General features: G+C 60.8%; 22 protein-coding genes. 9 read left to right on the plus strand and 13 right to left on the minus strand.

The genetic code is table 11. The annotated features are described in order from the left end of the window. Positions 1–899: 899 nt before the first annotated feature. Positions 900–1,334 carry a universal stress protein gene (locus BM348_RS18065; RefSeq protein WP_092907086.1) on the plus strand — a complete coding sequence of 145 codons (435 nt, stop codon included), beginning with the start codon at positions 900–902 and terminating at the stop codon, positions 1,332–1,334. A 130-nt stretch (positions 1,335–1,464) separates the two neighbouring features. Here BM348_RS18065 and BM348_RS18070 read toward each other — a convergent pair whose 3' ends face one another. From BM348_RS18070 to BM348_RS18080, 3 genes are all read right to left on the minus strand, one after another. Continuing rightward, positions 1,465–2,133: a DUF502 domain-containing protein gene (locus BM348_RS18070; protein WP_092907088.1), complete on the minus strand. Its 669-nt coding sequence runs from the start codon at positions 2,131–2,133 to the stop codon at positions 1,465–1,467. Positions 2,134–2,247: 114 nt separating this feature from the next. Further along, positions 2,248–2,397: a hypothetical protein gene (locus BM348_RS22015; RefSeq protein ID WP_245779529.1), complete on the minus strand. Its 150-nt coding sequence runs from the start codon at positions 2,395–2,397 to the stop codon at positions 2,248–2,250. A 208-nt stretch (positions 2,398–2,605) separates the two neighbouring features. Beyond that, a complete protein-coding gene (locus BM348_RS18080) occupies positions 2,606–3,223 on the minus strand; it encodes a TetR/AcrR family transcriptional regulator (RefSeq protein ID WP_092907090.1) in 618 nt (205 codons plus the stop codon). Between the two features lie 201 nt (positions 3,224–3,424). Between BM348_RS18080 and BM348_RS18085 the strand changes: the two genes are divergently transcribed. The 3 genes from BM348_RS18085 to BM348_RS18100 all read left to right on the plus strand — a co-directional run bounded on the left by BM348_RS18085 (position 3,425) and on the right by BM348_RS18100 (position 6,915). Beyond that, positions 3,425–3,619 carry a hypothetical protein gene (locus BM348_RS18085; RefSeq protein ID WP_092907092.1) on the plus strand — a complete coding sequence of 65 codons (195 nt, stop codon included), beginning with the start codon at positions 3,425–3,427 and terminating at the stop codon, positions 3,617–3,619. A 432-nt stretch (positions 3,620–4,051) separates the two neighbouring features. Then, positions 4,052–4,882 carry a bile acid:sodium symporter family protein gene (locus BM348_RS18095; RefSeq protein WP_092907094.1) on the plus strand — a complete coding sequence of 277 codons (831 nt, stop codon included), beginning with the start codon at positions 4,052–4,054 and terminating at the stop codon, positions 4,880–4,882. A gap of 107 nt (positions 4,883–4,989) precedes the next feature. Beyond that, positions 4,990–6,915 carry a DEAD/DEAH box helicase gene (locus BM348_RS18100; RefSeq protein WP_394328111.1) on the plus strand — a complete coding sequence of 642 codons (1,926 nt, stop codon included), beginning with the start codon at positions 4,990–4,992 and terminating at the stop codon, positions 6,913–6,915. A 55-nt stretch (positions 6,916–6,970) separates the two neighbouring features. Here the strand turns inward: BM348_RS18100 and BM348_RS18105 are convergent, their stop codons facing one another. The 3 genes from BM348_RS18105 to BM348_RS18110 form a co-directional block, all read right to left on the minus strand. Continuing rightward, the gene (locus BM348_RS18105) at positions 6,971–7,318 is read right to left on the minus strand and encodes a hypothetical protein (RefSeq protein ID WP_092907096.1); all 348 of its coding nucleotides are present in this window, start codon (positions 7,316–7,318) and stop codon (positions 6,971–6,973) included. Positions 7,319–7,534: 216 nt separating this feature from the next. Beyond that, positions 7,535–7,774: a hypothetical protein gene (locus BM348_RS20800; RefSeq protein ID WP_139231231.1), complete on the minus strand. Its 240-nt coding sequence runs from the start codon at positions 7,772–7,774 to the stop codon at positions 7,535–7,537. A 246-nt stretch (positions 7,775–8,020) separates the two neighbouring features. After that, positions 8,021–8,947, minus strand: a complete 927-nt coding sequence (locus BM348_RS18110) for a dihydrodipicolinate synthase family protein (protein WP_092907098.1) — start codon at positions 8,945–8,947, stop codon at positions 8,021–8,023. 210 nt (positions 8,948–9,157) lie between these two features. Here BM348_RS18110 and BM348_RS18115 point away from each other — a divergent pair, with 210 nt between their 5' ends. Beyond that, positions 9,158–9,583, plus strand: coding sequence for a CBS domain-containing protein (locus BM348_RS18115; RefSeq protein WP_092907100.1), 426 nt, complete (start codon positions 9,158–9,160; stop codon positions 9,581–9,583). 55 nt (positions 9,584–9,638) lie between these two features. Here BM348_RS18115 and BM348_RS18120 read toward each other — a convergent pair whose 3' ends face one another. Together BM348_RS18120 and BM348_RS18125 are read right to left on the minus strand one after the other, a co-directional pair. Beyond that, positions 9,639–10,202 (minus strand): type 1 glutamine amidotransferase domain-containing protein, encoded by a 564-nt coding sequence (locus BM348_RS18120; RefSeq protein ID WP_092907102.1) that lies wholly within the window; start codon positions 10,200–10,202, stop codon positions 9,639–9,641. Between the two features lie 88 nt (positions 10,203–10,290). Further along, positions 10,291–10,815 (minus strand): winged helix-turn-helix transcriptional regulator, encoded by a 525-nt coding sequence (locus BM348_RS18125; RefSeq protein WP_092907104.1) that lies wholly within the window; start codon positions 10,813–10,815, stop codon positions 10,291–10,293. A 221-nt stretch (positions 10,816–11,036) separates the two neighbouring features. On the opposite strand from BM348_RS18125, the gene BM348_RS18130 reads away from it, so the two are divergent. Beyond that, the gene (locus tag BM348_RS18130) at positions 11,037–11,378 is read left to right on the plus strand and encodes a DUF7471 family protein (protein WP_092907106.1); all 342 of its coding nucleotides are present in this window, start codon (positions 11,037–11,039) and stop codon (positions 11,376–11,378) included. 62 nt (positions 11,379–11,440) lie between these two features. Here BM348_RS18130 and BM348_RS18135 read toward each other — a convergent pair whose 3' ends face one another. Both BM348_RS18135 and BM348_RS21520 read right to left on the minus strand, forming a co-directional pair. Then, positions 11,441–11,812, minus strand: coding sequence for a low molecular weight phosphatase family protein (locus BM348_RS18135; RefSeq protein ID WP_245779530.1), 372 nt, complete (start codon positions 11,810–11,812; stop codon positions 11,441–11,443). A 595-nt stretch (positions 11,813–12,407) separates the two neighbouring features. After that, positions 12,408–12,572, minus strand: a complete 165-nt coding sequence (locus BM348_RS21520) for a hypothetical protein (RefSeq protein WP_175507245.1) — start codon at positions 12,570–12,572, stop codon at positions 12,408–12,410. Positions 12,573–13,725: 1,153 nt separating this feature from the next. On the opposite strand from BM348_RS21520, the gene BM348_RS18140 reads away from it, so the two are divergent. Together BM348_RS18140 and BM348_RS18145 are read left to right on the plus strand one after the other, a co-directional pair. Then, on the plus strand, positions 13,726–14,616 hold the full coding sequence (locus tag BM348_RS18140; protein WP_092907110.1) for a ParA family protein: 891 nt from the start codon (positions 13,726–13,728) through the stop codon (positions 14,614–14,616). Continuing rightward, a complete protein-coding gene (locus BM348_RS18145; RefSeq protein WP_092907112.1) occupies positions 14,613–15,080 on the plus strand; it encodes a hypothetical protein in 468 nt (155 codons plus the stop codon). The genes BM348_RS18140 and BM348_RS18145 overlap by 4 nt, the downstream gene beginning before the upstream one ends. 188 nt (positions 15,081–15,268) lie before the next feature. On the opposite strand, the gene BM348_RS18150 is transcribed toward BM348_RS18145, so the two are convergent. The 3 genes from BM348_RS18150 to BM348_RS18160 are packed head-to-tail and all read right to left on the minus strand — an operon-like array spanning position 15,269 to position 19,257. Further along, positions 15,269–16,132, minus strand: coding sequence for a metallophosphoesterase (locus tag BM348_RS18150; RefSeq protein ID WP_092907114.1), 864 nt, complete (start codon positions 16,130–16,132; stop codon positions 15,269–15,271). Positions 16,133–16,162: 30 nt separating this feature from the next. Further along, positions 16,163–17,986 carry a hypothetical protein gene (locus BM348_RS18155; RefSeq protein ID WP_092907116.1) on the minus strand — a complete coding sequence of 608 codons (1,824 nt, stop codon included), beginning with the start codon at positions 17,984–17,986 and terminating at the stop codon, positions 16,163–16,165. After that, on the minus strand, positions 17,983–19,257 hold the full coding sequence (locus BM348_RS18160; RefSeq protein ID WP_092907118.1) for a Single-stranded DNA binding protein: 1,275 nt from the start codon (positions 19,255–19,257) through the stop codon (positions 17,983–17,985). The genes BM348_RS18155 and BM348_RS18160 overlap by 4 nt, the downstream gene beginning before the upstream one ends. A gap of 211 nt (positions 19,258–19,468) precedes the next feature. Between BM348_RS18160 and BM348_RS18165 the strand changes: the two genes are divergently transcribed. After that, positions 19,469–22,126, plus strand: coding sequence for a heavy metal translocating P-type ATPase (locus tag BM348_RS18165; RefSeq protein ID WP_092907120.1), 2,658 nt, complete (start codon positions 19,469–19,471; stop codon positions 22,124–22,126). Positions 22,127–22,234: the final 108 nt, after the last annotated feature.

The following is a 22,234-nucleotide window of genomic DNA, read 5'->3' on the forward strand; positions in this document are numbered from 1 at the left end:
AGGGCTCTAACAGAGAGTTGCTCTGGGATAGAAGACTGGCTACGACTAGATTCAGGGCAACCGCACGTTCAACGCCGACGGGAGAGCAGACGAGAGACGAACGACGATCGACCGACGGGCGTACACCGCGGTGATGACGACGATCTACACCTCGAGTGAGGAAATACACCACTGTGTATTTATTTAATTAAATTTAAATATTTTATTTCATTTAAAACTAGTAATTAACACTAGTCATCTATATAGTACTACTAGTAATCATTTTCAGCGAACGACATCGAATCGTGTGATGTAATGCCCTCCATTCGCCGACGCGTACTCCTTGCCAGTACGGGTGGGGTACTAACTGCCGTCAGCGGCTGTAATGCCCTAAGTTCGTCCACCAAATCGAGCGAGACTGGATCCGATCCCCATTGGGTGAAGATGTATCTTGGTGACCGTGACGAGACTCACCACGTTACGGTCATGATTACGAACAAAGGCAGTGATACTCTTTTCGAGAGGGAATACCAATTGTCAGACAGTAACGAGGCTGACGAGGATGCGACGTTTCCGGCATCGACTGACCCCGAAACAATCGTTGTGACTGTTTCCGGAACTCGATTTGAACGAGACTGGCCGGGCTTTGAGCAACCGGCACTTCCCTGCGATGGCCCGAATGAGTCTGGTATCGCGATATACGTAGAGAATGCTCAGGACGGGACACCGGACGTTCGACTCGAAGCAGACTGTCAGTCCATTAGTGGAGAGTGATATCACGTCTAGCTTCCGAAGTTCTCCACGCAAGGCGTCTCAGTCATACCCTGTATTCAAACTCGCCCGGCTCTATTCGTCCAAACAGAACGGGTTCCAGCACACGCACGGCAGCCGTTTTTGTCATCGCAGGCGAAAGAGAACTCATGGCCACGCACGTTCTCGTCCCGGTCGACGAATCCGAACAGTCCGACGAGGCGCTCGAGTTCGCGCTCTCCGAGTATCCCGATGCGCGGGTCACGGCGTTGCACGTCGTCGACGCGGCCGAGATCCGGGGCGGCGTCGCGCTCGAGTCCTACAGCCCGGAGTCCTACGGAAACCTGCAGGACAAACGAGAAGAACGCGCAGCGAGGACCTTAGAGCGAGCGCAGGCGCGTGCCGATCGCCGCGATCGCGACCTCGAGACGGTACAGATGGTCGGCACCGTCGTTCACTCGATCGTTTCGTACGCGTCGGGACACGGCGTCGATCACATCGTCATCGGCAGTCACGGCCGTACCGGCGCGAGTCGCGTCCTCCTCGGCAGCGTCGCCGAGAAGGTCACTCGCCGGTCGCCGGTTCCGGTGACGATCGTTCGGTAGTGCCGGTCGGGCCCGTCGACCTTTGGACGATGCCCGCACTGGCGTTCGATGGGAATCCTGCCCGCGCCCCTCCGACGCGGGGAGCGTACGCTGCTGTGTGAAATCACGTCCACAACCGAACGGCTCGAAATTACGACCGTTCGTTGCCGGTCGCGACGCCGCTCGTGATTATCGTTCGGATCCCCTCCTCGACGGTCAGGTCGACGTCGTAGACGTTCTCTCGAGCGACGTGGATGACGAACCCGCCCATGACCGGGTTCGGTGCCATCGGCATGAAGAGCGTGATCATGTCGTCGTTGCCGATCTGTTCTGCGATGCGTTCGGGCGGAACGGACGTCTTGAACGCGATGACGTAGGAGTTCTGCTGGGGGTACTCGACGAGTTTGACCTCCTGAAAACTATCCGTCCCCGATTCGAACATCACCTTGCTCATCTCGTCGAAACTCTGGTAGACGCGGCCGAAGCCGGGAATCGAGCACATGAACTCGTCGTAGTGGGAATTGATCCGCGACATGCTGGATGCTTTCTCGGAGAGAAATCCGATCATGAACACGAGCGCACAGAACAACACGCCAGTAATCGCGATGGTTAGCCAACTACTCAACGGATTGAGATACGGCGCCTGGTTGAGGACCTCGAGCAGCGGCGCGAGCGCGTTCGAGATGAACCGAAAGACGAACGCGATGATAAGCAGCGTAACGACCAGCGGGAACAGCGCCGCAAGCCCCCTCACGAAGAAATGTTGACTCTTATCTTTGACGAGCGACGGCGATCGGTACTCATCCGGCGGATATACCATGTACACTCGTTTCGAGACCGCCCTATTGAATCTCCCGGTAAATTGACAAGACAACAATGAGTGTCGAAGGTGGGTAGCGCGACGAATTATAGGTTATATATCACGAAGTGTGTCTCAAGCGCTACTCGAGAAATACGAGCGGTAGTCCCGTCCGTGCTTAAAAATCGAGCCGTGATCTTTCAGAATCCGGTCGACGTCGTCGTATCGAAACACGTCCCACGTCTCCCGCTGCTCGTCGTAGTGGACTGGCCGCTCCTCGCGCATCTCGGCGTACCAGCCGAACGGCGATAGTTGCCCGTCCGGACTCCGGATGGGGTCCGGTGGCCGTCAGACGCCGACGACTAAATCGGGTGACTGTATCGATTAATCGATCGTTTAATCAGTTGTAGTTCTTTTGTTTATGTTCATCGTACACGGCGGGAAAGACGGAAAGCGTCGGCAAGGAGCAGCTCGTCTGAAATCGCTTCGGTGGCTACGCTCGAGAGATGTCGTCGATAATTTCGTCTATGAGCGTCTCCGCTCGGTCGATGGCGTCGTCTCGATTGGTCGTCGTGTGCGTGTGTACTCCCTGTTTGAGTACGAAGAGGATGTGATCCGCCGTCAGTTCCGGATCGACCGGCCGAAAGTGCTCGCGTTCGATTCCGTTTCGAATCGTCTCGGCGAGCGTCTCGTGGAGGCGCGACTCGACCGCCGTCGTTTTCTCCCGGAAGTCCGGATCCCACTGGGCGTGGCCCCACAATTCGACGAAAAGCCGCGAAACCGCAGCCTCGGTTTCCGACGGCGGCCCCGAAACGATCCGTTCGGCGTGCATCGGTTCTGGATGCAGGATCTGGTCGACGAACGCCCGCAGTTCTTCGGTGGGATCGTCGAACTCCCGTTCGGCCTGTCCGTCCATGAATAGTTCGACGAACACCTCGAGCATCGACAGCAACAGATCGTCCTTGCTATCGAAATAATGGTATATGAGAGAGGGGTTTTGGCCGAGTTCGTCGCCGATATCGGTCATCGAGAGGTCCGCGTAGCCGTGTTCGACCAGCGCGCGAAATGCCGCTTCTCTGATTCGTCGTTCCGTCTCGGGATGCCCGGTCATCGTCCGGGCTATGCAATCGTCCCATAAGCCAGTATCGAGTCAAGCGTTCCACCGTTGAGCGTTCCCACGTCGAACGGTCCGATATCATCGCTTCCCGTCGAACCGTCCCTGAGACCCTGAACAAACCCTATACGGTGCCTGTCGAATGAAAGTGGCATAGGAACGATATCGCTTGCCGGCCCGTGGGACCTTCGACTCGAGGTGACCCTCGCGAACGCGACGGCAAGCGAGTACATCGGAACGCTCTCGGCCGACACACGGAGCACGAACACCGACCAGATTCGCGACGCGGACGTCGTCGATCACCCCGTTTTGATCTCCGCCGGCGACGGTTCGGTGCCGAATCGGACGACCCTCGAGTTCACCTACGACCTCGGACCCGACGTGCTCACCTGAGACGAGTTCTCGCCCGCGATCGGCGACGGAAACCTCGCCGTCTGTACGCTGGACCTCTCCAGAAACGAACCCGTCACGAGACAGTTTCGCCGCAATCTCGAATCGTATCTCACCTCGAAAGCGTTCGATCCGGAGCCGGCGCTCTCGACGGGCGTCTTCGAGAGCCTGTTCGACGCCGGTTCGGACGACGACCGGAGCTACGGCGACGACGCCGGCGCGTGGGTCGACACCGAGTGGTTCGGGACTGACACGAATCCGTCCTCGGACTGGGGTGGTACTCGAGTTGGGCCCGTTCTCGAGTCGGTCACACCCTCGAGTCAGCCCTATCTCTCGAGTCAGTCCCGTCCGAGATCACATATGTGACTTCAGTGACGCGATGGGAGTTGAACCGGGAGCCTTACGTGTCCGTTCACCCGATTCTCGAATAAGCGAATGCCAGCGTGGACGCTTCAGGCCGCCATCGACCCGCTCACGATATTCTTCGTGCTCACCACGATGCTCTCGGTGGGGCTCGATCTGACGTTCGACGAGATTTTCGCGTCGTTGAAGCAGCGGCGGCTCCTCTCGAGGGCACTCCTCGCGAACCTCGTACTCGTGCCGCTGTTAGCGGCGGGACTCGTCCGCGCCGTTCCGATGGAGACCGGTTACGTGGTCGGGATCCTGTTGATCGCCATCGCGCCGGGAGCGCCGTTCGGACCGAAATTCGCCGAGATTTCGAAGAGCGACATCGCGTTCGCGAGCGGTCTGATGGCCGTTCTCGGCATACTTTCGGTCGTCACGATACCGATTTCTGTCACGGCGCTCATGCCGGGTGACGTGGCGGTCGATCCGATCGCGATCGCTCGCATGATACTGCTCGCCCAGCTCGTCCCGCTCGTGGTCGGTCTGGTGATACAGGCGCGCTATCGACCGTTCGCTACGCGGCTCTCCGCGCCGCTCCAGCGGCTCTCGACGTACTCTCTGGTCCTGTTGATCGGCCTGTTAGTCGCGACCAATTTCGACGGATTGGTGGGGCTGGCCGGGACCGGATCGATAGCGATTTCGACGCTCGTCGTCGGCGGTTCGCTGCTGGTCGGGTACGGCTTCGGCGGTCCGGCGCGACCGACTCGCGAAGTGCTCGCGACGACGACCGCCGCTCGAAACGCCGCCGTCGCGTTGCTCATCGCGACGACGTTTTCTAGCCAGCGAGTGCTCACAGTGATCGTGGCCTTCAGCCTCGTCAGCGTCGGGATGGCGGGACTCGTCGCGGGCAAGTGGCGATAAGAATGATTTTCGCCTCGCCGCTGCCTGCCCCCGAGCCGACCGCCACAACGGCGCTTTTCCATCCCCGAACGAAATCGGTTTAGTCGTACCGCCGCTACCCTGGGTCAGTGACCGACAATAGTTCCTCGAGTGTCGGCTCCGACGACGGCATCGACGCCGACGAGACGACGGCGCCGGCCGACGACCGGTCGGACGCGAGTCAGCCGGAGACCGAATCCGACGACGAAACCGAGCGCTCGCTCACGCTGGCTGGCTTTCACGACGCCTGCCAACGAGCGGGGCGGCCGGTGCTCACTGCGGGCGGGGTCGCTCGAGCGCTCGAGTACCCCCGCGAAACCGTCGACGAGCAACTCGAGGCCCTCGAAGCCGCGGGCGAGGTCGAATCGCTCTCGGTCTCGACGGACCCCGTCGTCTGGTACCCCAGCGAACTCGAGGATCTGACCGACAGGGAGCGGGTTGTGGTCTTTCCGAAGCGACGCGAGATCGTCGTCGACCGACCCGAACAGTTCACCCGCGCACAGCTCTCGCAGTTCGCCCACCTCGCCGATACGAACGGCGAGAACGGGTACCGATACGAGGTTCGACCGGAGGACGTCTGGCAGGCTCCGCACGATTCGTTCGACGCGCTCGCGCGGACGATGCGACAGGCGCTCGGCCAGCGCTCGGACGAGCTCGAGGACTGGGTCGAGAGCCAGTGGGACCGCGCCAGACAGTTCCGGCTCGTGACCCACGATGACGGCTACACCGTGCTCGAGGCACAGAGCGCGGAGATAATGGGCAACGTCGCTCGACAGAAGCTAGACGAAGAACACGTCCACGCGCCGATCTCCGAGACGGAGGATTGGGTCCGGGAGGGCGCCGAGGCCGCGATCAAACGAGTGCTCTACGAGGCGGGGTATCCGGTGGACGATCAGCGGGAACTGGCGACCGGCGAGGAGCTGTCTATCGAGCTACAGGTGCGCCTTCGAGACTACCAGCAGACGTGGGTCGACCGATTCTCCGAAGCCGGGGAGGGCGTCTTCGTCGGCCCGCCGGGAAGCGGGAAAACCGTCGCGGCGATGGGTGCGATGGCCCACGTCGGCGGCGAGACGCTGATACTGGTCCCCAGTCGCGACCTCGCGAGACAGTGGAACGAGGAACTGCTCGCACAGACCTCCCTCGAGGCCGACCAGATCGGCCAGTACCACGGCGGCCAGAAGAACGTCCGCCCGGTGACGATCGCCACCTACCAGATCGCGGGGATGGACAGACACCGGTCGCTGTTCGACGACCGCGAGTGGGGGCTCGTCGTCTTCGACGAGTGCCAGCACGTTCCGAGCGACGTCTACCGGCGGAGCACGCACCTCCAGTCGCGCCACCGGCTCGGCCTCTCTGCGAGCCCGATTCGAGAGGACGACCGCCAGACCGAGATCTTCACGCTCGTCGGACCGCCCATCGGCACCGACTGGGAGGCGCTGTTCGAGGACGGCTTCGTCGCCGAACCGGAACTCGAGATCCGGTACGTCCCCTGGGGCGACGACGAGCAGGCGAACGCCTACGGCTCGGCCGACGGCCGGGAGAAGTACCGCATCGCGGCGCGAAATCGAGGGAAGGTCGACGACGTTCGATACCTCCTCTCGGCCCACCCCGACTCGAAGGCGCTGGTGTTCGTCGACTACTTAGAACAGGGTCGCGCCATCGCCGAGGCGGTCGACGCACCGTTCCTGAGCGGGGAGACGCCCCACCACGAACGCCGGCGGCTGCTCGAGGAGTTCCGGCGAAACGAACGCGAGTTGCTCGTCGTCTCTCGAGTGGGCGACGAGGGGATCGACCTACCGACGGCCGACCTGGCGATCATCGCCTCCGGACTCGGCGGCTCCCGTCGGCAGGGTACCCAGCGGGCGGGCAGGACGATGCGGCCGGCTGGCGGAGCGCTCGTCTACGTCCTCGCCACGCGAGGCACTCGAGAGGAGGATTTCGCCCGTAAACAGCTCCAGCACCTCGGACGAAAGGGGATGACGGTCCGCGAGCAAAACGTCGATATCGAGGACTGACCGACGCGAGCGGGGACGTCGATCTCCCGTAGACTACCGTCGAACTCACACCGCCCTATCGATCACTACCCTCCGTCTCACGAACGGCGATCGGCGGTTCCGGATCGGATCGGTGTAACTCGAGACGATCGACGGTCAGCACGCCGACGCCGGTCTCGAGTCTGCGCCTCACCAGCGCGGTGTCCTCACCTCGATCACCGACGGCGATCTCGAGATCGGTCCGAAGTTCGACTTCGATGTCGTTCAGTCCGGGTTCGATACCCCGTACCTGCGGTTCGTCGACAGCCTCGACGACCTCGACTCGCTCCAAGACGCCTCGCGCTCCATCGACGAGACTACCGGATGCGTTGATTGGCACTCGAACGACCAGTTCCACTGCGACCGAGTGGACGGTGCGGTCCATACTCCCCCGCCGAGAATCGAACTCGGCGCTCGAGCGACTGCCCGCGTGTTGACCGGCGCTGAAGCGGACTCGCCCGCCCAGCGTACACTACGGGGGAAGACCGCGTAGTTCTGACTGGCCGGACGGACGAGCCACGAGAACGAGGAATCGGCGGCGCGTCGAGCGCGACGAGCGAAAATCCTCGAGGAGACGACATCCATCCGGCCGGCGTCGAACTTACGCGGCGCGGATGGATGCGATGTCGATCGAATTCGACAGCGACTGCATCTCGATCCACCCACGACCAATCGGCCCGAGGCCGATCGCCGGCCCCGGTCCATAGCCCCCACTCGCTATCTGGCGAGTGAGGTCGAGCGGGGCCGCGGTGGTCGTGAGCGAGATCATGGGTGTGTCGATCACGTTCTCTACGCGGTGGCGACAGTACCACGTCGAAACGCGATCAGGTACTCGTATCATGTTCGCCACCCCACATAACCGTTTCTGCAGTGTGTTACTGTCTAACACTACTCGGGAGCGGGCGGGACTCGGTCGTAGCAAAAACGATATCGGAGACCGGCACCGGCATTCCAGCGGAAAACGCATACGTGCCATCGGAACGCGCGGCGAGGTATCGTTCGAAGCGGTCGATGCCGGTGCAAAATTCAAACTCCGACCACAGCAAGGAACCTACGACGGCAGCAGGGAACCCCACTATCGAGCGGGCTACCGTTCGAGACGACCGGACTCTTCGAGATCGGTAATCGTCTCCTCGAGCGCGTTCATCTCCGACTGGTCGAAACCACAAAGCGGACGCCGGATCGGTCCCGGATCGAATCCTCGTAGGTCGAGAGCCGCTTTCACCCCCGCGAGCGTCGGGCCTTGCTCGATAGCCGCTCTAAGTTCGTACAAAACGCGTTGGCGCGTCAGTGCGGACTCGCGATCTCCATCGACGGAGGCGTCGTAAAGGTCGACCACGAGACTCGGGAAGACGTTCGCGATCGCGCTGACCACGCCGGAACAACCGAGTTGGAGACTCGAGAAGACCAGCGCGTCCGACCCGCCGACGAAGGTTCGGGACGGATTTCGGTCGATCGCCTGCCCGAGCCAGACGAGGTCGCCACTCGAGTCCTTGCACCCGACGACCGAATCGATCTCCAGCAGTTCCGAGAGCGTCTCGAGCGAGAGTTCGATGCCGGTTCGACGCGGGATATGATAGAGATAGATCGGGCTCTCGGTGGCCGCTGCGACGGCTCGATAATGCTCTCGAAGGCCGTCGCTCTCAAGGTCATAATAATAGGGGGTGACGACGATAAGGCCATCGGCACCAAGGCGTTCCGCACGAGTCGCGTTTCTGACCGTCTCGCGCGTGCTCGGCGCCCCCACGCCGGCGAAGACGGGCACGTCATCACCGACTTCGTCAGCGACCGCCTCGACGACTCGGGCGCGCTCGTCGGACGAAAGGAGGGCGAACTCGCCGTTCGTTCCCAGAGGAAAAACGCCCTGAGAGCCTGCATCGACGACGAATCTGGCGAGTGCGGCCGTCGTCTCGAGGTCGAGATCCTCGTTTTCGTGAAAGGCCGTCACCGTGGGCGGAATGACGCCGTGGGCCCCGAGTGGATCTGCCTCTCCCGGCGTATTGCGATCGTTCATCGGGATGCCCCCGGCGCAAAGCCATACGTTCGACCGGATGGGTAACGACGTCCTACAACGGGCGATTCGAATCCGGAGGGGCGATCGTGATCCATATCCCTTCTCCGAGATAGCTGTCCCTAAAGTTGCGGCCTGCTAGGGGCGATCGCACCGACGGTTCACACGAAAGGCGGTCTTTGACGGTCGTGTCGGTCGTCGTTCGTCGTGGCGATGCCAGTACGCAAACTCGGACCAGAAGATGTCGCAACGACGGATCGGGAGACCGAACTCGAGGAGATAACGGAGACGTTGGCCGCCGAAGGAATCGGTGCAGTCGTCGTTACCGAAGACGATGCACCAGTCGGTATCATCACGGATCGGGACGCCGCGCTCGCGATTCACGAACACGACGACATCGCCTCGGTGTCGGTCGAGGAAGTCATGACCGAGGAGCCGGCGACGATACACGAGGACGAGGAGTCGATCGAGGTCTCGCGCGCGATCGAAGAGCACAACGTTCGACGGTTCCCCGTCGTCGACGACGACGGCACCCTCACGGGAATCGTCACGCTCGACGACCTCGTCGCGACGATCGGCGAACAACTCGAGAACGTCTCGGAGACGATCGAAGTCCAATCGCCGGAGTACAGCCCGTAGATCGGAAAAACCGAAGGGAGTCGATCGGGTCCGTACGAAGAGAATCGGCCGGTTTCTACGATGATTCCGCTTCGAACTCCTCGACAATCGCGTCGCAGAAGGCAGGCAGATCGTCGGGATCACGACTCGTAATCAGCCCGTCGTCGATCACGACTTCCTCGTCGACCCATTCGCCGCCGGCGTTTTCGATGTCGGTTCGGAGGCTCGGATACGAGGTTACCGTTCTCCCGTCGACGACGTCTGCCTCGACCAGCGTCCAGGGACCGTGACAGATGACGCCGATCGGTTTACCGGCGGCTTCGTGTTCGCGAAGCAGTTCTACCACATCGGCGTTCGATCGGAGGATATCCGCGCCGACCGCGCCGCCGGGGACGATCAGCGCGTCGTACTCCGAAGCCGAGGCTTCCGAAACGGTTTCGTCTACCGCGTACGAGTCGCTGGCCTCGAGGTCGTTGTTGACCGTCCGTGCCTCGCCGGTATCCGTTCCGAGAACCGACACGGTGGCCCCGGCGTCGGAGACCGCTCGCTTCGGTTCCGTGAACTCGATTTCCTCGGTGCCTCGTTCGGCGATCAGAATACCGACGGATGTTCCCTCGAGAGACTGTTGGGTGTCGCTCATCAGTAAGGGAGCCCATCGGCGATCGAATAAAACGCGCGCCTGTGTGTGCAACTTCGAACCGAATCCCCGCCGTTCACAGCGAATACAGTCAGTCGCCGGAAGACGACTCGAGCAACCCGTCGACGAGTCTCGTGAAGCGATCGACGAAGCGGTCGGGGACGGTCGGGGTGACCACCGTCAGTAACGGACCGATCCGGTCGGGATCAGTGAGCCGCAGGGTGACGTGTCGGTGCTGGTCGTACCGTTTTTCGATAACCTCGTGAGCCAGGAGTCGGTCGAGGTGGTGCTCGAGAGTACTCCGGGCAATTCCGAGTGCATCGGTTACCTCCCCGGGAGTAGCCGGCTCGTGTTCGATGAGATAGACGACGATTTCGCGGACCGTCTCGCGACGGAACAGCGCTAACGTTTCGCGCTCCCAGTCGTCGTATTCCGGCGGGTAATAGTGGGTTCGACCGTAGAATTCGCTTCGGATCAGCTGTCCCTCGTCGATCAATCGGCGAACGTGGTACTGGACCTGCCCGGTCGCAAACTCCGACTCTCTGACGAGTTCGTTGAAGTGGATTCCGGCGTTCGCATGAACCTGTCTTCGTATCTGTTGGCGAGTGTTGGACATTGTATTGATCGAGATCGGTGGGATGGCGCAGTTGTTACAGATCCCTATTCAGACAGTATAACCCCTTTCGACCGTTCCTGATAACTAAGAACCGGTGATATCCGTAGGCGCTACTTCCCTCTCGGCGTGACGCACAGAACAGCCCTCGCTTGCGCTGTTTCTCCCAGTCACTGGCACCGAAGCATATAGATAGGGTTCCAACCAATCCGTGATAGAGCCGTATGCTCGTGCTTAGTGCGTTCGACAACGCGTGGCTAAACCCACAGCTAGCGCCGGTTCTCATCGCGATAATTCTCCTCGCGGCCGCCGGAACGGTCGTGCTGTTCGGTGCCGGCCTGCTCGCGTACTCGAGACGCGGAACGACCCGGTACCTACTGATCACGGTCGTCCTCGGACTGCTCGTCGGTCGGTCGGTCGTCGGGCTCGGCACCGTCTTCGGTCTGGTACCGATGACCGTCCACCACCTCGCCGGACACACCATCGATTTCCTCATCGCGGTTACGGTACTCTACGTCGTCTATCAAAGCGGGACAAAAACGGAGAGATACTCCTTCGGAGACTAACAGATTAGGTTGCGGATCGCTCGAGCGTACGGGAAGAGATACACCTGGTGGCGTTCCACGTTTTAGATGGACGTGCTAAGTTCGTCGAAGAGCGCGGTGACTCGACGCTCGATTTCGTCTCGAACGGTTCGTACCCGATCGAGATCACGTCCGTCGGGGTCATCGAGGTCCCAGTCACGAATATCGACCTGAGTTCCAACCGATCCGACATCGAGCGTCGAACAGCCCATCGTCGCGACGTAATCGCAGGAGCGTACCTCCTCGCTCGTAATCTCGCGCGGGGTTCTATCAGAAAGATCGAACCCCGCTTCGTCCATCACTTCGATCACCTCCTCGTGGACGCTGTCGGCGGGATGAGTTCCGCCGGTCAGTATCTCGACGCGGTCCTCAAGGCCACGTCGCGCCCGCTCGCGTTCTGCGAACGCGGTCGACATCTGGGAGCGACCAGCGTTCTGAACGCACACAAAGGCGATACGAGTCGGACCGCTCGACTCAGTGGCGATGGGCACAGTGAATACGCGTTCGCAGTCATCACCTATCAATTGTGGCTTACGACGTCGATACGATCCGCAGAACGAACGGGACTGACAGACTGCGAAACGGTTCTCACCATACAGCCTGTTCCCGTCGTTTCGGACTCCGAAGACGCCTCGTTATCGATGGAGGCAGTTGTTTGAACCGTTCGAAGCCGACGTTTTGGTCGGGTATAGACCATCGCTCGCCCGGACGGCCTCGAGATCAGTTCTTCCCGGACCGACACAACCAGACAAAGATATAGCGTTATAGGATTTATTAATTAGGGAGCAGCGTTGGACGGCTCCTACCCACGATATCCTCGCCAGTAGGCTCACCGGGAGAGGAAGAACCATTTTAAAAGACCCTACGATATTAGAAACTGATGTAAGAAGCGTTGATCAGCGGGGACGGCGTAATCCAAAAGAAGGACGACGGAAAACTGCGGCTACCCGACGTGCTGACGACCGAATCGGGAGGAAACGGCCCTGTTAAAACCCGCAGAGATTCACAGCTTTAGTCTTGCTGTGCTTCTAATTCTTCGACCTGTTGTTTCAACTCTTCTATCTCATCGTCTGTATCTTCTCCCGTATCACGGTTAATGAACGCAATTACACCGAAGAATATGGGTACCGTAACGACCATGATCAGTAAGAGAGTGAACCACACATCAGGGCCCATATATAGGTATTATTCAGACGATCAGTTGATTCTTTCCTATCACTATCAATATCAGTCAATCGGTGAATATGGCAAACCAATAGGGTTCAACAGGCAGAGGAAACCTGTTTGCGCGACCCGAGGCTACTCGAGAAAACGTGTAACTGAGTAATAGCTACCCCACGTAGAGTAGCTACTCGAGCTATCGAACCACAGGTACCTATTGTATCTATCACGACTACCTTCGGGTATGTCTACTCTACAGGCCCAGATCCCCTGAATAATTCTCTACCACTCCCATGGTAGAGACACAACACAGCATCGAGCCAACTACGGACTCGAACAGTGATAGGCAAGACACCAATACCAAGGTACCGACAACTGAGGCGATCGGCCGGAATCTGGGCCAGCGATCCGGCATTTAGTGAATCGATAGATATCTCGACGACAACTCACCTGATTTGTTCGGCCATAACCCCACCAAAATCGAATACGAATCGAGCGATCGGACGACCGCATCCCCACACTTGATGAACGGACCAATAGTTGAGGAAAGCAGCCTCTCTTGCCACACACTCTGCGGGTAGTCACTCGCTCGTCTTCGAGCTGGCTCGTACACAGCGGACCGGATCAGAGCCGCACTAACAACAATAGTTGGGATAGGAAGAATAGTCAGACCAGGTACAATAGATACAGAAGCCACAATGCAATAGGTAGCTGAAACGGGAGCCCAAAATCCGGTAGTCGAGGAGATAACCCCCAAACAGTCAGGAGACATACCTTGAAAAGACGAGGGAAGCACAGTAGAAAAAACAGATTCCGTAGGAAAGAGAGATACACCAGCCAAAATAGAGGCGATAGAGAAGATACACCAGATAGATAGAATAGCTTATGGAGAAGGGGCAGACAGGACAGGTGAGATAGGAAGAATAGGTGAGTTATCCACAATAGGTATGATAGGGGCTATAGGAGAGCTATCTAAAGTCCCTATTGTATCTATTAGACCTACCCCAGCTACTTGACCCATTTTACCTATTCCACCTATTGTTCCTCGAGTAGCTATCTTCGGTATTTTTAAGCCTTTCAACTTCCATGATACTCCTATTCACAACGAAGGCTCGTGAGAGAAACAATAGGTACCTATTGTCCGAGCGAGTACACAACGAAATCACCCATGGAGCCAAATACAGACACACCACAGGCAGTAAGCGTCGTTATTCTCAAAGGTGGCGTCGGAAAATCGACGACGTCGATGAACCTCGCCCGACAGCTCTCGGAGCGCGGTAAAACGTTGTTCGCGGATCTCGATCCGAACGGCCACGCGACTAACGGATTGGGATACGAAAAAGCGTATCAAAGCGAGACGAACCTCGGCGACGTAATTCTCGAGGGGAACGCCACGCCCGGTGATATCATACGGTCGACCGATCACGGGTTCGATCTCCTCCCGTCGTCGAATACGCTCGAGGACGTCGAAAAGGACCTGGCCGGGGCGATGCAAGGCTCGGCCAGAGTCAAATCGAAAATCGTCGACCCGCTACTGGGCGAGGAGTACGACTACGTGGTGTTCGACTGCCCCGCGTACCCCGGCATGCTCAACAACAACGCGCTCGTGGCGACGGGAAACGTCATGATACCGATCGAACCCGGCTCGAGCGCTATCGGCGGATACAAACGGACGATGGAACGGCTCATCGAGCCGGCCCGCGAATACATCGACGTCGACGTGTTGGCGGTGGTGCCGAACAAACTCTCCGATCGGATCGACCAGCAGACCGAAGACCGGGAACTGCTCGAGAACCTGAATACGGCGAGCTACGAGGTTAACGACGGCCAACCGCTGCAGGAAGTCGTTCCATCGTTCGCCCGCATTACGGCTGCGGAGTTCGACCGCATCGACGCCGGTGAGATGCAGGCACCGAAACCCGGAATTCGACATCGATCTGCGCTGTCGCGTTCACTCCAGGAAAACCAACCGTTGCAGGAGTACGACCCGGAGAGCGACCAAATCGAACACTATCGCGAGCTCGCCGATATCGTCGCGAACGGAGGGGTCGACGCATGAGTAACCCGTTCGACGATCTCGATAGCGACGACGACGGGAACGTCGACGGTGGAAACGTTGACGACGGGAACATTGACGCCGGAACCACGGAACAAACGACCAACCCGACCGGTGAACCCGCTACGGAATCCGCTTCGACAACTCAAACGGCGAAACAAGCGACGAAACCCCAAACGACGGGCGAAGAACAGAAGTCACCATCAGCGGAGGCGACGTCGCCCGCAGACGCGGGACCGGGATTCGAATACAGCGACGTTCGCCAGAAGCCGCTGTACGCGCGCGATGAAACGTGGAACGAACTCGAGGACAAACTCGGGATCGAGGTCACACCGGAGCTTCGGCGGATGGAGATTCGGGACGAAGAAACTCGTGAAGTCCATGACGCTATACTCAAAGTCGCGCTAGAGCACATCGACGAGGTCCCTGAGCAGATCCACAGGACGCGAGAGGATTCGCTCGAGTGACGGGCATCCGGGAGAGCGTCTCTCGATCCAAAAGTTGAGGCGCTGATAATTCGGATTTCGATCGACTTCGAAGTCGACGAGCCCATTTTCGAACCGATTGACAACCGTTTGATCGTAGATAGTGCGCACTCGTCTCGCTAATGATCGATGTCTATTACGTCCGTAACCAACACTCCGTATAGCGTCGGTCAGACCTCGCGAAACGGACCGAGACGGGTTCCGTCGAGGAGGAACGCCTCCCCGTCTGCGATACCGTCCGGAAGAAACGGCGCGAGAAACGACTGCCCGGGAACGTTCACCCACGTCCCGCCGACTAGATCGTTGAAGGCGGGTATTCCAACCATTCGAGGCGGTTCGCCAGTATCGAGCCACGAGAGGTCTCGATACTCCTCGCGGGCGGCGAACGGTTTCGGATCGAGTCGGCCGCGGAGCCAGATCGGTTCTACGCGAGCACCGCCGACCTCGTCCTCGAGTCGGATACAGGGATGTTCGTGACCGAAACAGACAACCTCCGCCTCGAGCACGTCGGCTGACGGCCAAGTGTGGCCGTGACAGACGCCGAGCGGACCCAGTCGAACGCCGGTTCCGGCGTGAATATCGAGGCGAGCGGAGTGACTCTCGCTTCCGATAACGTCGACGACGCCTGGGTCGTCGTGCTCGCTCGAGTCGGCCTCGAGCCACGTTTCGATCGCCCCGTCGTGATTGCCCTTGACGAGGGTGACCGACACCGAATCGAGGACCGATTCGAGTAAGACCTCGAGTTCGCCGCGTTCGGCGCCGCCCGGTTCGCCGATGGCGTGCATCAAATCACCGCAGACGACAAGTCGGTCGACCCCAGTTCGTTCGAGCAACTCGAGCAACCGTTCCCGGCGGTCGGGCGCCTGGCTCGGAACGTCGACGCCCCGTTCGTACCGCAGTCCGGCTTCGTAGCCGGCGTGGTAATCCGCGATCACGAGCGCCCGTTCGTCCGGGAGCGTTGCCACCGCTGCCGGAGCTCCCGGAATCGGCTCGAGAATCGGCGCGTCGGAATCGTGCCGGGGTGGTGTGTCCATTCAGAAAAGAGGATTTGCGAGCGGGTCGACTCAGATCGCTTTGAGCGTTTCGTCGTCGGGTTCGTAACACTGACCGCCCATCAGCGCGTCCTGAATCGCGTCCTCGACGGCGTCGGGAGCCGCGCCCGTCTCGTCGACGACGGACGAGACGACCGTCGATCGGTCCGCGCCGTCGCCGTCGTCGAGCCGATTCATCGTTTCGATGACCTGGGCCTGAACGTCGATCGGTTCGTCGGGTTCGGCGGCTTCGTCGACCGATTCTGCCGCCTGCTCCGTGTCGGTCGTGCTCTCGGACTGTGCGTCGGCGTCGGTTTGGTCGTCCTCCGCGAGCGACTCTACAGAGTCCGATCGTGCCGACTCGTCTCCCTCAGATTGTTCGGCCGGTTCTGAGGCGGCTTCTTCCCGTTCGACCGAATCACTGTCGACGTCGATGTCGGCCGATCCGGGTTCGTCGACTTCGGCTCCGGTCGAAAACTCCGTTCCGAACTCGGCCTCGAGTTCTTCGCGTTCTTCGTCGTCCATCTCGTACATACCCTCGTCGAATCCGTCGCTATCGAAATCGCCGAGGTCACCGTCCGAAGCGTCGTCAGAATCGGACTCCGTACTGATCTCGGTGCTTGAGGCCTCGCCGTCGGACTCACTAGCGCTTGTGGCTTCGTCGAGTTCGGTCGTAACGTCGCTTTCGACGGTCGTCTGCTCGCCGGTTGAACCGTCACCCGAAGTCTGACTCTCGGCGACAGCCGATCTCCCGTCCGACTCGGTCGCACTCTCGGCATCCGCTGGCACTTCCGTCGCGTCCGCCGTCGGATCGGTACCGTCAGTATCCGTACTCGAATCTCGAGCGGTCTGCGCAGCGGCCGGTTCGTCATCGGTGAGCGTATCGTCGGTCGGTTCGTCACCGATCGGTTCGTGAGTGGCCTGTTCGTCATCGGTCGGCGACGATTCGCCCGAAAGCGTCGCCGTCTCGGGCTCCGATCCGGTCGCCGAACCGACGACCTCGTCCGTAGACTCCTGACCCGACGCCGAGGCCGTCGACACAGCCGGTTCGTCCGCGGGTTCTCTCTCAGCGTCCGGAGAGTCTGCGAGGTGGGTTTCCAGGCTCGAGGCGTCAATATCGACAGTTCCGGCTGCCGCGATTTCCTCGAACGATCGACTGTCGGGCGCCGTCTCGTTCGGTCGGGCGTCGAACTCGGCCGCGTCCTCCCGGTCCCCGGCGATGACCTCGAGGGCCGCAACCGATCGATCGCGGAGTCCCTCGAGATAGGTCGGCGTGGTTCCGTAGTGACCCTGTGCGAGCGAGATGCCCTGTGCGAGCGGGTCGTCGACACCAGCTTCGACGAGGGCATCGCGGAGGCCGGATCCGCGGGCGTCGATACCCGACGCCGCGGCGTACGCGTCGATCCGTTCGATCGTCTGTTCAGCCGCGCTCGCGACCCAGCGGTCGCGCGTCTCGGCGTCGACCGTGGCGATGCTCTCCGGGCGGACCGACGTGTAGACCCGTTCCGAGTCCTCGGGCTGGAAGGTCCGCGCTTTCCCCGTGATCGCGACGAACTCGGGCGGGTCGAGCTGTTCTAACGCGGCGAGTTCGTCTGGCTGATACTGACCAGCATAGACGACGAACGCGCCCGTGGGGTCGACGACGCGAGCCCGGAGCATCTCATCGTTGACCGGCGAGACTTCCGTGAGCGTCCCGACGACGAACAGGCGGTTGAGCCGCGCGCCCGTCGGCGTGATGACGTAGTTCGGTGCGCGCTCCTCGTCGCTCTCGGCGTGCGAGAGCGTCGCGTCGTCGTACTCGGTCGCGAACAGGCGGTAGGCGATCTCCCTGTTCGGTCGCGGGGATTCGGCGCTCATGCTCTCACCTCCGCGAGAACGTCGGTCGCACGGGTCGCCGGATCCGCGTCGCTCTCCTCAAAGCGCTCGGCGTCGAGGTTTGCGCCGTACTCGTCAACCGACAGATGACCGCGGATGGAGTACTCCCGGCCGACGATCTTCTCCCGGATCGTATCCGCGACGACCTCCTGATCCATGGCCTCGCGGGCCTGCTCGAGGGCGTCCTCGAGGGTCCCCTCGTAGACCTGTTCGGTCAGTTCGTCGTCGAGGATGACGGTGACTGCGCCCGTCCCGTCGTCGAGGATCGCCTTGACGCGCAGATCGTCGACGCCCTCGACGGAGCCGTGCGTTCGGCACTGTCCCTTCTGGACGACGCGGTTACACTCCGGACAGCGCTGAATCAATCCGGACCCGTCGCGGACGGCGAGGACGTTCCCCACCAGTTCGACGTCGTAGACGCCGCCGGTCGCGACGGCCTCGCCGACCCCCATCGTGGTCGTGTCGGTCCCGACCTCGACGTCGGTCTCGAGCGTCGAGACGACCGAAAACTCCGAGACGTTGACCTCCGGAACGCCGCGGAACTCGCGGACGTACGCGTTCTCGATACGAACCGAGACGCCGGGTTCGATCGCGGGATCGGGGTCCCAGCAGGTGAAGGGGAGGCGTCCCGATTCGTCGCCCAGGACGCCGCTGAGTATTTCAGTTTCGCCGTCGCGGCCGTCAATCGTCCGCCGCTCGGACTCGAGGATTTGCACGTCGACCGTCACCGCTCGGTCGCCGGTTTCTACGTCTGCAATCGACGCTTCGCCCCCGATTTCGAAGGGGACTTCGAGCGATTCCTCTACGAACGAAAGGGACGTACTCTCGCCGAGGTTGAGTTCGGGTTCGCCGTCCCACTCTCTGACACTGGCGTTGCCCGCGGTGATCGCATCGCCCGCTGAGAGGCCGAAGTCCTCCCAGGCGGTGTAGTCGATCGCTCCCGTTTCGTCCGCCAGTCGCCCCTCGACGATGACGTGATCGTCGCCCTGATATCGGATCGAGCGTTCGCCCGCGGTCAGGACGACGGCGGTGACCGTGACGTTGCCATCGTCGGTCGTGATGTTGCCGATATCTTTCGACGACGGCGTTCCGCCGCCACCGCCGGTATCGTCGCCGTACTTTCGTCGAAGGCTCTGTTTTGCCTCGTCGATCGGAACGCTGTACTCCACCAGGTTCTGCAGGTCCGCTTTGACCTCCTCTTTGTCAATACCGAGATCGGAGGCGAGATCCTCGGCATGGTTATCGAGTTCCATCACCGGATGCTTCGAGTGGGGGGCTAAAAAGCGTTCCCGCAATAGAGTGAAAGTGAACGGGCGACGAATCGGGATCATGCGGCGACCTCCGAGACCGCTCGTCAATCAGCGCGGGTTAATAATATATTGGGAGTTTTCTAGTAAGGATTTGTGGTAAAACGCCGTTTTATAGCAGATGGATTAATAAGGTTGTGACCACTATCGAGTAGTAATGACCCCGCCGGACGAGTATTCCCACGACGCAGGTGGCGAGAAAGCGCCAGCGTCCTGTGATCGCACGGACTCGTCGGACAGCGAGAGCGACTCGAGTGAGTCGGGAAAGTCCCATCAGGACGGTCCCACCAGTGAGGGTTCGAGTCCAGTAGAAACGAGTGACGTCGCGCAGTTTTCGGTGCCGGAGATGGACTGTCCCTCCTGTGCCGGAAAGGTCACCAAGAGCGTCGAAACGGAAGACGGAATCGAGACGGTCGATCCGCAGGTGACAACGGGAAGGCTCACCGTCTCCTACGACGGCGAGCAAACGAGTTCCGCCGCCATCGCCGAGCGGATAGAGAAGGCTGGGTACACGGTCGAGAGCGGTAACGCGGAGACCGCGAGGTTCACCGTCCCCGAAATGGACTGTCCCTCGTGTGCGGGAAAGATCGAAACCGCGCTCGAGCGCGTCGATGCGGTCGCGGAGTACGAAACCCAGCCGACGACCGGAACCGTCACCGTCACGCACGATTCCTCGAGCGCCGCGGAGACCGCGGTCGTCGATGCGATCGAAAGCGCCGGCTACGAGGTGACGAGCGCGACGAGCGGCGAATCGGCTGACGATGACGCCGAAAACGACCGCGAATCGATCTGGACGAGTTCGCGGGCGATCAAGACGTGGGTGAGCGGCGCATTCGTCGCCGTCGGGTTGCTCTTCGAGTTCGTCCTGACCGGACAGAACGGGCAGATCGGAACGGTGTTCGGCACGAACCTGTTCGTCGCGGACGCGCTCTTTCTCGTCGCAGTCGCTACCGGCGGCCAGGAGATCCTCCGAAACGGGTACTACTCGGCGCGGAATCTGAACCTCGACATCGACTTCCTGATGTCGGTGGCCATCCTCGGCGCGCTCGTCGCGAGCCTCGCGTTCGACGAGGCGCTTTACTTCGAGGCGGCCACCCTCGCATTCCTCTTCAGCGTCGCCGAACTGCTCGAGCGGTACTCGATGGATCGGGCCCGGAACTCGCTCCGCGAACTGATGGATCTCTCACCCGACGAGGCGACCGTCAAACGCGAGGAGGGGACGGAAACGATCCCCGTCGAAGACGTCGGCGTCGGGGACGTCGTCGTGGTAAAGCCCGGCGAAAAAATCCCGATGGACGGGATCATCGTCGACGGCGACAGCGCGGTCAATCAGGCCCCGATCACGGGCGAAAGCGTCCCCGTCGATAAGACGACGGACGACGAGGTGTACGCCGGGACGATCAACGAAGAGGGGTACCTCGAGGTCGAGGTCACCTCCGCCGCCGGCGACAACACGCTGTCTCGCATCGTGGAGATGGTCGAAGACGCCCAGTCGAACAAGACCGAACGCGAGCAGTTCGTCGAGCGCTTTTCGAAGTATTACACGCCAGTCGTCGTCGCGTTCGCGATTCTGACGACGATCGGAAGTCCGTTCGTCCTCGGAACCACGTGGTCGACCGCGGTCGTCTACGGGTTGACCCTGCTGGTCTTGGCCTGTCCGTGCGCGTTCGTCATCTCGACGCCCGTTTCGGTGGTGTCGGGAATCACGAGCGCGGCAAAGAACGGCGTCCTCATCAAGGGCGGGAACTACCTCGAGGCGATGGGAGCGGTCGACGTCGTCGCATTCGACAAGACGGGGACGCTGACGAAAGGCGAACTCACCGTCACCGACGTCGTCCCGTTGAACGGGAACACCGAGGAGGACGTCCTCCGGTGTGCGCAGGGGCTCGAGCGGCGGAGCGAACACCCGATCGGCGAGGCGATCGTCGCCGAGGCCGGAAGTGCGGGAGTCCCAGAGCGCGAAGTCGACAACTTCGAGAGCATCACCGGGAAGGGTGTCCGCGCGACGCTCGACGGCACCTCCCACTTCGCCGGGAAGCCTGGACTGTTTACGGAACGGGGCTTCGATCTGTCCCACGTTCACGCGACGACCGACGGCGGCGTCGTCACGCGGACGGCACGAGCGATCTGCGATCGGAACAACTGTCTCGATCTGCTCGAGGACACCGTCCCGAAACTCCAGTCAGAGGGGAAAACCGTCGTCCTCGTCGGGACCGAAGACGAACTCGAGGGCGTCATCGCAGTCGCCGACGAAATCCGCCCGGAAGCGAAAGATGCGATCGACCGCCTTGAGCGGCTCGGAGTGTCTCGGACGGTGATGCTCACGGGTGACAACGAACGCACCGCCCGCGCGATCGCAGAGCAGGTCGGCGTCGACGAGTTCCAGGCCGAGCTTCTCCCGGAGGAGAAGGTGGCGGCAATCGAGGACCTCGTCGACGAGTACGACGGCGTTGCGATGACCGGCGACGGCATCAACGACGCGCCCGCGCTCGCCACGGCGAGCGTCGGTGTTGCGATGGGAGCCGCCGGAACCGATACCGCCTTAGAGACCGCGGACATCGCGTTGATGGGTGACGACCTCGCGAAGCTTCCGTACCTCTACGAACTCGCCAACGACGCCAACGGCGTTATCCGACAGAACATCTGGGCCAGTCTCGCCGTGAAAGCCGGGCTCGCAATCGGGGTCCCGTTCAGCTACGTTCCCATCTGGCTCGCCGTCCTCGCTGGCGACGCCGGGATGACGACCGCGGTCACCGGAAACGCGATGCGACTGTCCGGGATCGAACCGAAGGCGGACGCTGAGACGGAGAGTTGAACCGCTCGAGCGAATCCGGAAATAGATCGCTCGAATGAGACGCGTTGGATAGCAATAGTCGGTTACACGTCGAGTCACGTACGCTCCGGACGGATCTGAACTTTTAGG

The sequence above is a fragment of the Halostagnicola kamekurae genome (assembly GCF_900116205.1).
Taxonomy (GTDB): Archaea; Halobacteriota; Halobacteria; order Halobacteriales; family Natrialbaceae; genus Halostagnicola; species Halostagnicola kamekurae.

What these genes read in the sequence shown, in the direction of transcription:
- BM348_RS18070 (WP_092907088.1), bottom strand. Translation starts at nt 2,133, where the DNA reads ATGGTATATCCGCCGGATGAGTACCGATCGCCGTCGCTCGTCAAAGAT.
- BM348_RS18065 (WP_092907086.1), top strand. Translation starts at nt 900, where the DNA reads ATGGCCACGCACGTTCTCGTCCCGGTCGACGAATCCGAACAGTCCGAC.
- BM348_RS18165 (WP_092907120.1), top strand. Translation starts at nt 19,469, where the DNA reads ATGACCCCGCCGGACGAGTATTCCCACGACGCAGGTGGCGAGAAAGCG.
- BM348_RS20800 (WP_139231231.1), bottom strand. Translation starts at nt 7,774, where the DNA reads ATGATACGAGTACCTGATCGCGTTTCGACGTGGTACTGTCGCCACCGC.
- BM348_RS21520 (WP_175507245.1), bottom strand. Translation starts at nt 12,572, where the DNA reads ATGGGCCCTGATGTGTGGTTCACTCTCTTACTGATCATGGTCGTTACG.
- BM348_RS18120 (WP_092907102.1), bottom strand. Translation starts at nt 10,202, where the DNA reads ATGAGCGACACCCAACAGTCTCTCGAGGGAACATCCGTCGGTATTCTG.
- BM348_RS18130 (WP_092907106.1), top strand. Translation starts at nt 11,037, where the DNA reads ATGCTCGTGCTTAGTGCGTTCGACAACGCGTGGCTAAACCCACAGCTA.
- BM348_RS18105 (WP_092907096.1), bottom strand. Translation starts at nt 7,318, where the DNA reads ATGGACCGCACCGTCCACTCGGTCGCAGTGGAACTGGTCGTTCGAGTG.
- BM348_RS18150 (WP_092907114.1), bottom strand. Translation starts at nt 16,132, where the DNA reads ATGGACACACCACCCCGGCACGATTCCGACGCGCCGATTCTCGAGCCG.
- BM348_RS18135 (WP_245779530.1), bottom strand. Translation starts at nt 11,812, where the DNA reads ATGTCGACCGCGTTCGCAGAACGCGAGCGGGCGCGACGTGGCCTTGAG.
- BM348_RS22015 (WP_245779529.1), bottom strand. Translation starts at nt 2,397, where the DNA reads ATGCGCGAGGAGCGGCCAGTCCACTACGACGAGCAGCGGGAGACGTGG.
- BM348_RS18115 (WP_092907100.1), top strand. Translation starts at nt 9,158, where the DNA reads ATGCCAGTACGCAAACTCGGACCAGAAGATGTCGCAACGACGGATCGG.
- BM348_RS18155 (WP_092907116.1), bottom strand. Translation starts at nt 17,986, where the DNA reads ATGAGCGCCGAATCCCCGCGACCGAACAGGGAGATCGCCTACCGCCTG.
- BM348_RS18095 (WP_092907094.1), top strand. Translation starts at nt 4,052, where the DNA reads ATGCCAGCGTGGACGCTTCAGGCCGCCATCGACCCGCTCACGATATTC.
- BM348_RS18160 (WP_092907118.1), bottom strand. Translation starts at nt 19,257, where the DNA reads ATGGAACTCGATAACCATGCCGAGGATCTCGCCTCCGATCTCGGTATT.
- BM348_RS18080 (WP_092907090.1), bottom strand. Translation starts at nt 3,223, where the DNA reads ATGACCGGGCATCCCGAGACGGAACGACGAATCAGAGAAGCGGCATTT.
- BM348_RS18140 (WP_092907110.1), top strand. Translation starts at nt 13,726, where the DNA reads ATGGAGCCAAATACAGACACACCACAGGCAGTAAGCGTCGTTATTCTC.
- BM348_RS18110 (WP_092907098.1), bottom strand. Translation starts at nt 8,947, where the DNA reads ATGAACGATCGCAATACGCCGGGAGAGGCAGATCCACTCGGGGCCCAC.
- BM348_RS18145 (WP_092907112.1), top strand. Translation starts at nt 14,613, where the DNA reads ATGAGTAACCCGTTCGACGATCTCGATAGCGACGACGACGGGAACGTC.
- BM348_RS18125 (WP_092907104.1), bottom strand. Translation starts at nt 10,815, where the DNA reads ATGTCCAACACTCGCCAACAGATACGAAGACAGGTTCATGCGAACGCC.